The following is a 9,052-nucleotide window of genomic DNA, read 5'->3' as shown; positions in this document are numbered from 1 at the left end:
CGCCTGCTAATCGCCTTCGTCCTCATCCGCCAGCACTCCGCCGACCACATCTGGACCTGGTCACGATGGCGACGCCGCCGCCAACACCAAGCACGCCTATCCCACTACCGACGGCGCGGACACCCACTCACCTGAGTGTCGTTGCAGTACTAAGCCTCGATCCACAGATCGGTTACTGTCGGGTTGGGGTGGCGTGAATGGAGAAGTGCCCTTTGAGCTGGGAAGATCACTGTTGTCTAGGCAGTGATCGGTCCGGTTCAGAAGGGCACTTCGGGTGCAAGTTTTGCATAGGTTCGCCGCGGAGTCAGCGGTGTTCGATGATCAGAGTCTTGTGTCGCTGGCCGGGCTGGTGCCGGTGATGCGGTTGGCCGAGCAGACCGGGCTGGGTGAACTCCTGACGCAGAAGGTAGCGATCACCGAGCCGCGGATCCGCTCCGGAGCGGCAAACGCCGGGCCGAAGCTGACGACGCTGATTGCCGGGATGTGTGCTGGCGCCGACAGCATCGATGATGTCGGTGTGCTTCGCAGCGGCGGCATGCCCCCGGTGTTCCGCCAGGTGTATGCGCCGTCGACGATCGGCACTTTGTTGCGGGAATTCAGTTTCGGTCATGCTCGCCAGCTGGAGTCGGTGTTGGGTGCGCACTTGTCACGGCTATGTCAGCGGGTCGATCTGCTGGCGGGTGCCGACCGGCGGGCGTTCGTCGATATCGATTCGTTGTTGCGGCCGGTGTATGGGTATGCCAAGCAGGGCGCGTCGTATGGGTTCACGAAGGTGTCGGGTAAACCGGTTCTACGTAAAGGTCTTTCGCCGCTGGCGACCACGATCAGCACCGACCTGTCCGCGCCGGTGATCGCGGGGATGAGGCTGCGAGCCGGCAAAGCCGGCTCGGCCAAAGGAGCAGCCCGGATGGTCGCCCAAGCCATCACTTGCGCCCGCGGAGCGGGGGTGACCGGGGAGATCCTGGTCCGCGGGGATTCCGCCTTCGGTGGTCGCGCGGTCATCGCAGCCTGCCGACGCGGCGGTGCGCGGTTCTCGCTGGTGTTGACGAAGAACCGGGCTGTGCAGCGCGCGATCGAGGCGATCGGCGATCAGGCGTGGACACCGGTGAAATACCCCGGTGCGGTGCAAGATCCGGATACCGGGGCATGGATTTCCGATGCCGAAGTCGCCGAAATTCCTTCCACCGCTTTCGCTTCAAAGCCTGACCGGGTAACCGCCCGGCTGATCGTGCGCCGTGTCCGCGATGCTGCTCGTCAGGACGAATTGTTCCCGGTCTGGCGGTATCACCCGTTCTTCACCGACTCGACCGAACCGGTCGTCGACGCCGACCTCACTCACCGCCGCCATGCCGTCATCGAAACCGTGTTCGCCGACCTGATCGACGGCCCGCTGGCGCACATGCCGTCCGGGCGTTTCGGCGCGAACTCCGCCTGGGTGCTGTGCGCGGCGATCGCCCACAACCTGCTCCGGGCCGCCGGTCGGCTCGCCGACCCACAACTGGGCCGCGCTCGCGGGGCGACCCTGCGCCGAAAGATCATCAACATTCCCGCTCGTTTCACCCGACCGCAACGCAGACCCGTCCTGCACCTGCCCGCTCACTGGCCCTGGGCGCGGGCCTGGCGACAGTTGTGGCACGCCACCACCACTCCACTCTCGACCGCCTGAACTCCACGAACCACCCCTACAACCAGGAGTAACAGTGGAAAGGCTGGGCAGACCAGCGGCTACCCGCTACCTAAAACCAGTGGGCCACGCGCCTGCGGCGCGCGGCCCACTCAGCAACTTCATCGGTGAATCGAGGCTAAGAACCGGACTTGCAGCTTTCACCGCATCCGGCTCAAGCAAGCCCAGAGGTGTCGCGGGTTGTGGTCGTGCCACCGCCGTCACGGCGGCGGGCGGCCTTGCGGGCGCAGTGGGTGTGCACGAGGCGTGAAGCATTCGGACCGCCCGACGCGGCGGATTCCGTTGCGGTGGTAACTGCTTGGCGACGGATCGCCTTGCGCGCCGCAAGAATCCACTGCTCCCACTCATCCGGGGATTGCGGCTCGTGGTCGGCGAACAGCAGCAGTCCGCGACAGATCGGGCAGCGTCCGTTCTGGCGAGCCAGTTGGACCAGGCCCCATCGGTCGATCGGGGGTTTGCCGCGCCGTTTACGCGCCGCCCAGTAAGCCGAGCGGTCGGGATCGTCCGGTGAGGCGAACCCGTCGACCATCTGGTGCCGAACGATCTTCGTCCAGGCCGTCTTGGTGAGATAAGCACCGCTGTCGCGGTCACCGAACACCCACCGGTCCGACCTGGCCGGGTTGAACGCGCCGTAGTAGCGGGCCTTCACCCACCACTTCGGCTTGTTGCGGTGGGTCCGCACCGCCCACTTGAACGTCAACCACCACAGGTGGCTGTCGATCCCGGTGAACGTATGCTTGGACACCACCGTCCGGTAATAGGCCGCCCATCCCCGAAGACTCGGGTTCAAACGCGAATGAGCTGAACAATTGCACCGCTCCGTCGAGCTGGGCTGCGCTCGGCGACTGCACGATGAGCGCGGTGAGAACGATGTCAGGGGCCTCAGCCAAGAGCAGACGCTGCACCGCCAAGTCGTACCACTTCAGACCACCGCTGGCCTCCCGCGACGGAATCCCAGCCCATGCCAGCAGGATACGCACACGGTCGATCTCGTCAGGGTAGCGCTGCCGGAAAAGGGCAGCGAGCCGTTGTTCAGCTTCCAGCCAGCCGTCGTAGTCACGATTCGGCGGTTCAGTTACGTCTGCGGCAACGCCGGCCAGTCCCACCGGCGCGGCATGAAGCCACCGCATCCGCCGCTGCTCAGATTCGGCCTCCTGAGCAGCCAGTTTCATCTGTATCTCTTTTGATCCGGTGAGACCGTGCTGCGCCAGCCATTCGGTCAGGCCAGGCCCATCCCGCAGATCGGCGTCGCAGACGCCTTGCAGAGCGGACTGGTGGTGCAGTGTCCAGCGGGCGATCAGGTCGCCGTGCGAGTTGTGCACCAGGATGGTCGGCCAGCCCAGGCACCTGCATTGGTCGCCGGTTCCGCCGTCCACGATGGCCAGCCGCTGGGCCAAGTCCGTGATCTCGATACCGGTCACCACGATTCGCGTCCAGTCGGCGACGTCGACTTCGTCCGGGGGTCCCTCGACGATCACGACAGACGCCGCACGGTTGAGCACCTCACGGAGCCGAGCAGTGGTCGGCGGACCTTCCGCTGCACTTGCCGTCGCCTCGTTACTCACCGCCCGAAGATGGTCCGTGTCTGACTGGGGCGCCACCGGGTTGAGCAGAAAGACGCACGGCCATCGGCATGAGCGAGCAGTCTCAGGGGGATCCTGCCGTCCATGGCGTCAAGCTTATGACCAGCCGGATCCTGCCAAATTGTTGACGCAAGACACAAACCGGTGCCGCGATCGCGCGGGGCCGCGCCGAGGGTGATCTGGTGCAGCACCGACCGGCCCAGCCGGTCGAGGCGGGTGATGACGATGGTGTCCCCCGGCAGGCGATGGTGAGCACCAGTTCCAGATTCGGACGCGAGGATTTCACCTCGGAAGGGATGTCGATGTGTATGTTGGCCTCATCCACCCCGGCCCGCCGCAGCGCGTCAATCTGATGAGCCGGGTTCTGGTGGTCGGCGGTCGACACCCGCCCGTAGCCGATCAACATGATGTCGAAAATAGCCGAAATCTGGTTTGCCGACATTGATTCCCGGCACGGATCTCCGACACTCCCCTCCTGGTGTTTCTTCCGCTCAAGGGCGGATGCCGGCTGGCCCATTCCTGCATTTCAGCGACCATTTTGTCGGTGATACGAGAAACCGTCTCTTTCGACACCGACGGAGCCACCGACGTGAAGGCGTTCAGGACTGGTGCGGCGGGTTGCCGGCGCCGACTGGAGTTCCGCGCTTGCTGCGGATACTGTCGGCTGCCAGCCTGAAGGGTTCTGACGCAGATAACGTGATCGTGCTGGTCGGCGTGTCTCCGTAAGATCCGTCACGATATGGGTGAAGGTGGCAGGCGTGCGTTGATCTTGTTCGAACCCTGTTGCCGCATTTGAACAATCTGCTGATCCAGGATGTTCGAGCCGAGGCCGATATGAACCGCCCCGGTGAGTCCGGAGACTTCATCTCTTGGGAAGGATGGAGTCGTGTCGAGGAGGAAGTACCCCAAGATCACGGAGTTAACGAGAAGGGCCTGATGTCAAGGGGTTTCGGGGATTTCCGGTGGGTCGGGTTGTATCCATTCCGGAGCGAGTGTGTAAGCGCCTCGGGCGTGGTGGTGCAGGATGCCTTCGCGAGTCCAGCGGAGGAGATCGGTGCGCAGGCTGTGGGTGTTGGGTTCAGGCAGGCCGATGCCTCGGGCGATTTCGCTAGGGCGCCAGGTCCGATGCGGTTCGGTGCGCATGAGCTGGAGTGTTTTGTCTCGGCGGCCGGTGGGGGCCTGTTGCTGGCTGTGAGTCGCGGTGATGGTGACCTGCGCAACCGTGCCGACACCGGTGATCATGGCTTGGCTCGGTGGTGCGGCGTAGCGGGAGATGGGGCATTTCACCCGGCGTGGGGCGATGCGTGGCCGTCGTGGCGGCAGCAGATTGTCCAGCACGGCCTGTCGAATCCGGCCGGTCTGGATGTTGTCGGGGATGGCTGCGGCATTGATCAGCTGGTCTTTGGCCGTTTCCAGGGCGACGGTGAAGCTGGCGCGGTCGGGATCGGTGCCCGGTCGCGACTCGACGGCGTCGGCCATCGCGCGGCGCAAGAGCTGGTAGACGGTCAGCTGAGCCCACAGTTCCTGCGCGAGACCGATGGGGTGCTGGGAACGCAGTACCAGGCCGCGTTGCAGGGTGTGACGCAGGGCGTAGAAGGCTGATTCGATCTCCCAGCGCTCGTGGTAGAGGGCGATGAGCTCGGTCGCGGGGTGGCGACGATGGTCGGTGAGGGTAGTGGCCAGCAGATACCGCTCGCCCACACGCAGTCCTTTCACCGTGGTCGCGCTCACGTGCGCGTCGATGATCCGCAACCTGACCCCGGCGATCCGGGTCAGGTAGGTCCCGTCTGGCAAGTGCGCCCACCGTGCCGGACTCCTGCGCCCTCGCAGACGCACAAGCATATGCGCGCCGGTCCCGGCGATCTTGGACAGGAACTCGTCGGAGTCGAACCCACGGTCGTTGAGCAGCAACATCTTCGCGTCCAGCAGCGGCAACAGGTGCTCAGCGTGAACGTGCTCGGCCACGTCGACAAGCCCGAACACCGCGCCGAGCAGGGCCCGGGTCCCGGTCTCGCACAATGCCACGATCTTCAGCATCGGATAGCCCTCGGAACCGTAACGGTGTTTGAGCTTGCCCAGCCAGGCAGACACCGAGGGCAGGTCCGGAGCCTTGGACGAGGAACACCCGTCGAATGCGACGGTGCGCCAGCCGCGATAGCACACCCCGGGCGTGCCCGGCTGCGCCACCGGTCCGGCCACGGTCTCGAACAGCATCCGCAGCGGCGCCTCGCCGAGCCGACGCCGCAGCTCGCGCAGCGCCTTCTCCGACGGGCGGCGCAACCCGAGGTGAAACATCCCGGCGGTGAGCTTGTCCCAGTGTTGAGCGTCACTCAGGGTGGTGACCACGGGGGCCGGGTTCGTCGCTGGGGGTGGTGATATCGGCCGGGTCGGCCACTGGGGTTGATCTTGTTCGTGTGCACCATCAGGGTGGAGACCACTGGTTGGGTGCGCGACGCCCGCTGTGGTTTTGGCGGGCCCGGCGGGCGCCGCGCGGGTAGTGCGCGGAGGCACCGGTTGGTGACGGTAGAGGCTGATCCAGGTTTGGTCGAGTCCCGGTTGGCGGTGGGCGGGATCTGGTGTCCGGCGTGTGGGGGCGGGGTGCTGGCGGGGTGGGGTTTCGCACGGGTGCGCCGGGTCGAGGGTCTGGAGGGGACGTTGCGGCCGCGGCGGGCCCGCTGCCGGGATTGCAGGGTCACCCATGTGCTGCTGCCGGTGACCGTGCTGGCGCGCAGATCCTATGCCGCGCACCAGGTGTGGGCCGCGATCACCGCACGCGCTGTGGGCGCGGGGCATCGGTCGATCGCGGCGGCGTTGTCGGTGCCGGCGGCGACGGTGCGGGGCTGGTTGCGCCGGGCCGGTGCCCGTCTGGAGGCGCTGCGGTCGCGGTTTCTGCAGGTTGCGGTGGTGACCGGAGTGGACGTGGTGATTCCCGACAGCTTGGGGTGTGGTTGGCGGGATCTGGTGGCCGCGGTCGAGGTCACCGCCGCTGTGGTCCGAACACGGTTCGGGTCGCACTCGGTGGTGGGTGCGGTGACGGCACTGCGGATGGTGGTCGCGGTCTCCGGCGGCCGGCTGCTGTCGCCAGGGTGGCCCACGTTGGCGCATGACGATTCCGCAACACCGGTTGCCCCTGACGGCGGCACGGTGTGATCGGTGATCCTCGCGAATGTCGCTTGCCCGCATCCTCGTTCGCCGGGCAGGGGCACTTTCGAGAGGAGAAACGACGGTGTCGTTGGAGGAACACAAGCGCGCCGAGCGCGCCCAGGCGATCGGGTTGTTCCGGTATCGGCTGATCTGCCCGGCCCTGGACGAGGGGTTGTCGACCAAGCAGCGGGGACGGCTGGTCCGCGAGATCGCCGCTACCACCCACACGGACCCGTTCGGCAATCCGATCGTGGTGGCACGCAACACGATCGACCGGTGGGTGCGGAACTACCGCAAGGGCGGGTTCGAGGCCCTGGTGCCCTCGCCGCGGTTGCTGGGCGCCCGCACCGACGCCCAAGTGCTGGAGTTGGCGGCGTCGCTGAAGCGGGAGAATCCCGCCCGCACGGTCGCCCAGGTCGCGCGGATCCTGCGGACCGCGACCGGATGGGCACCCTCGGAATCCACTTTGCTACGCCATTTCCATCGCCTGGAACTGATGGGCCCGGCCGCCGGGCACACGGGCGAGGTGTTCGGCCGGTTCGAAGCCGCGGATCCGAACGAATTGTGGTGCGGGGACGCGCTGCACGGCCCGAGGGTCGGTGACCGGAAAACCTACCTGTTCGCGTTCATCGACGATCACACCCGGTTGTTGACCGGCTACCGGTTCGGTTACGCCGAGGACACCGTGCGCCTGGCCGCCGCTCTGCGGCCGGCGCTGGCCGCGCGCGGGGTCCCCGCAGCGGTCTATGTCGACAACGGGAGTGCTTACTCCGATGCCTGGTTGTTGCGGGCCTGCGCGAAACTCGGTGTCCGCCTGACTCATTCGACACCCGGGCGCCCGCAGGGCAGGGGCAAGATCGAGCGGTTCTTCCGCACCGTCCGTGAACAGATCCTCGTCGAGGTCACCGACACCACCGCCGAGGACCTGGCCACCGCCGGGGTCGACCACGCGACCGCTCTTCTGGAGCTCAACAGGCTGTTCACCGCCTGGGTCGAGATCGAATACCATCGCCGCGTCCACACCGAAACCGGACAGACACCGTTGCAGCGGTGGGAGGCGGGCTGGGACCGACTCTGCCGGACCCCGGCCATGCCGACCGCGGCGGACCTGACCGAAGCGTTCCTCTGGAGCGAGTATCGCACGGTCACCAAGACAGCGACGGTGTCGCTGCATTCGAACACCTACCTCGTCGACGCCGGTTTGGCGGGGCGCCGCGTCGAGCTGGTGTTCTCCCCGTTCGACCTGGAAACCGTCGAGGTCCGCTACCACGACCGCAGCTACGGGCAAGCCCTGCCCCACACCATCACCCGCCATGCCCATCCGAAAGCCAAACACGAAACACCGCAACCGGTTCCGCCGCCACCGACCGGGATCGACTACCTCGCGTTGACCGCCGCCTCCCACGACCGGGCGTTACGCGCCGACCAGCGCATCGGCTACTACGCGCTCTACTCCGCCGACCCGCACGCCGACCTGCCCCGCCTCGACACCGACACCGACACCGACACCGACACCGACACCGAGGCAGGCATCGCATGAGCGTCGTTCGCCTGCAACAGTTCTACGGGTTCACCCGCATGCCTTTCGGCCGCGACCTCGCCCCCTCGATGCTGCACCGCCATCCCGGTCACAGCGAAGCGGTCGCCCGCATCGGCTGGTGCGTCGATCAACGCGCGATCGGCGTGATCACCGGCGAGGTCGGCGCCGGCAAGACCGTCGCGGTCCGCGCCGCGACCGCTGCCCTGGACCCTTCCCGTCACATCGTCATCTACTTACCGAACCCGACGATCGGGGTCCGAGGCATGCTCCACCACATCGTGTCCGCGCTCGGCCACACCCCCGCTTATCACACCTCCGCGCTCGCGCCGCAGGCCGCGGACGCGCTAGCCGGTGAGGCCGCAGAGCGGGGCCGTCACCCGGTGCTGGCTCTGGATGAGTCCCACCTGCTCGACAACCATCAGCTCGAAGCGATCCGGCTGCTCACCAACCACGACATGGATTCGGGCAGTCCGTTCGCGGTCGTGCTGATCGGGCAGCCCACCCTGCGGCAACGCTTGCGTCTCGGGGTTCTGGCCGCGCTCGACCAGCGGATCACCGTCCGTTACAGCATCACCGGCATGAACCCGGTCGACACCGCCGATTACATCCGCCACCACTGCTCAATCGCCGGCCGCGCCGACACCCTGTTCTCCGACGACGCAATCGCATTGATCCACAACGCCTCCCGCGGGCACCCCCGCGCGGTCAACAACCTCGCCCTGCAAGCACTCACCGCAGCGTTCGCCACCGACCACGCCATCGTCGACGAGAACTCAGCCCGCATCGCCATCAGCGAGAACTCCTCGGACTGAACCGAACTCACACCACCACGACCATTACCCCGCCACACCGGCGACAAAAGCGTCACCACGCCCATCACGGCCCCGCTCACCAACCGGGCGGGGCCGTTTCCACGACTCGATCATCACCATCGACGATGACGACATCATCACCACCCTCAATGACGCGCAACACCCGTGCAGTGTGATCACCGCGTGTGCTGCGGCTCGCCGGCATTCCTGGACGAGATCGACGAACGCCGGGGGAAGGGTCCCGCCCTGGGGTGGCGGCTCGTGGAATACGGCGCCCAACTCGTAGCCA

The 9,052-nt window shown here is 66.4% G+C and carries 8 protein-coding genes and 2 pseudogenes; 5 read left to right on the top strand and 5 right to left on the bottom strand.

The genetic code is table 11. From position 1 onward, the window contains the following. The first annotated feature begins 274 nt into the window (after positions 1-274). The gene (locus IU459_RS35745) at positions 275-1,666 is read left to right on the top strand and encodes an IS1380 family transposase (protein WP_195134021.1); all 1,392 of its coding nucleotides are present in this window, start codon (positions 275-277) and stop codon (positions 1,664-1,666) included. A gap of 172 nt (positions 1,667-1,838) precedes the next feature. On the opposite strand, the gene IU459_RS39045 is transcribed toward IU459_RS35745, so the two are convergent. Further along, positions 1,839-2,282, bottom strand: coding sequence for a hypothetical protein (locus tag IU459_RS39045; protein WP_228838978.1), 444 nt, complete (start codon positions 2,280-2,282; stop codon positions 1,839-1,841). A gap of 93 nt (positions 2,283-2,375) precedes the next feature. Beyond that, positions 2,376-2,429, bottom strand: a pseudogene (locus IU459_RS40250) (hypothetical protein); the annotation flags it as partial. Between the two features lie 64 nt (positions 2,430-2,493). Here IU459_RS40250 and IU459_RS40245 point away from each other — a divergent pair. Further along, positions 2,494-2,871 (top strand): hypothetical protein, encoded by a 378-nt coding sequence (locus IU459_RS40245; RefSeq protein ID WP_369123105.1) that lies wholly within the window; start codon positions 2,494-2,496, stop codon positions 2,869-2,871. Between the two features lie 460 nt (positions 2,872-3,331). On the opposite strand, the gene IU459_RS35735 is transcribed toward IU459_RS40245, so the two are convergent. Both IU459_RS35735 and IU459_RS35730 read right to left on the bottom strand, forming a co-directional pair. Continuing rightward, positions 3,332-3,709, bottom strand: a complete 378-nt coding sequence (locus IU459_RS35735) for a recombinase family protein (RefSeq protein ID WP_228838976.1) — start codon at positions 3,707-3,709, stop codon at positions 3,332-3,334. A 497-nt stretch (positions 3,710-4,206) separates the two neighbouring features. Beyond that, positions 4,207-5,583: pseudogene (locus tag IU459_RS35730) on the bottom strand (transposase); the annotation flags it as partial. A gap of 198 nt (positions 5,584-5,781) precedes the next feature. On the opposite strand from IU459_RS35730, the gene IU459_RS35725 reads away from it, so the two are divergent. From IU459_RS35725 to IU459_RS35715, 3 genes are all read left to right on the top strand, one after another. Continuing rightward, positions 5,782-6,417 carry an IS1 family transposase gene (locus tag IU459_RS35725; protein WP_195134019.1) on the top strand — a complete coding sequence of 212 codons (636 nt, stop codon included), beginning with the start codon at positions 5,782-5,784 and terminating at the stop codon, positions 6,415-6,417. Positions 6,418-6,493: 76 nt separating this feature from the next. Beyond that, complete coding sequence (locus IU459_RS35720) at positions 6,494-7,951, top strand: DDE-type integrase/transposase/recombinase (protein WP_324199154.1); 1,458 nt, start codon at positions 6,494-6,496, stop codon at positions 7,949-7,951. Beyond that, positions 7,948-8,763 carry an ExeA family protein gene (locus IU459_RS35715; RefSeq protein WP_195134018.1) on the top strand — a complete coding sequence of 272 codons (816 nt, stop codon included), beginning with the start codon at positions 7,948-7,950 and terminating at the stop codon, positions 8,761-8,763. The genes IU459_RS35720 and IU459_RS35715 overlap by 4 nt, the downstream gene beginning before the upstream one ends. A 24-nt stretch (positions 8,764-8,787) precedes the next feature. Here IU459_RS35715 and IU459_RS39035 read toward each other — a convergent pair. Beyond that, positions 8,788-9,052 (bottom strand): hypothetical protein (locus tag IU459_RS39035; RefSeq protein WP_228838975.1); only part of this gene is annotated, 265 nt, incomplete at its 5' end.

The sequence above is a fragment of the Nocardia amamiensis genome (assembly GCF_015477605.1).
GTDB classification, from domain to species: Bacteria; Actinomycetota; Actinomycetes; order Mycobacteriales; family Mycobacteriaceae; genus Nocardia; species Nocardia amamiensis_A.
This window is presented reverse-complemented; position numbering and strand designations above follow the sequence as displayed.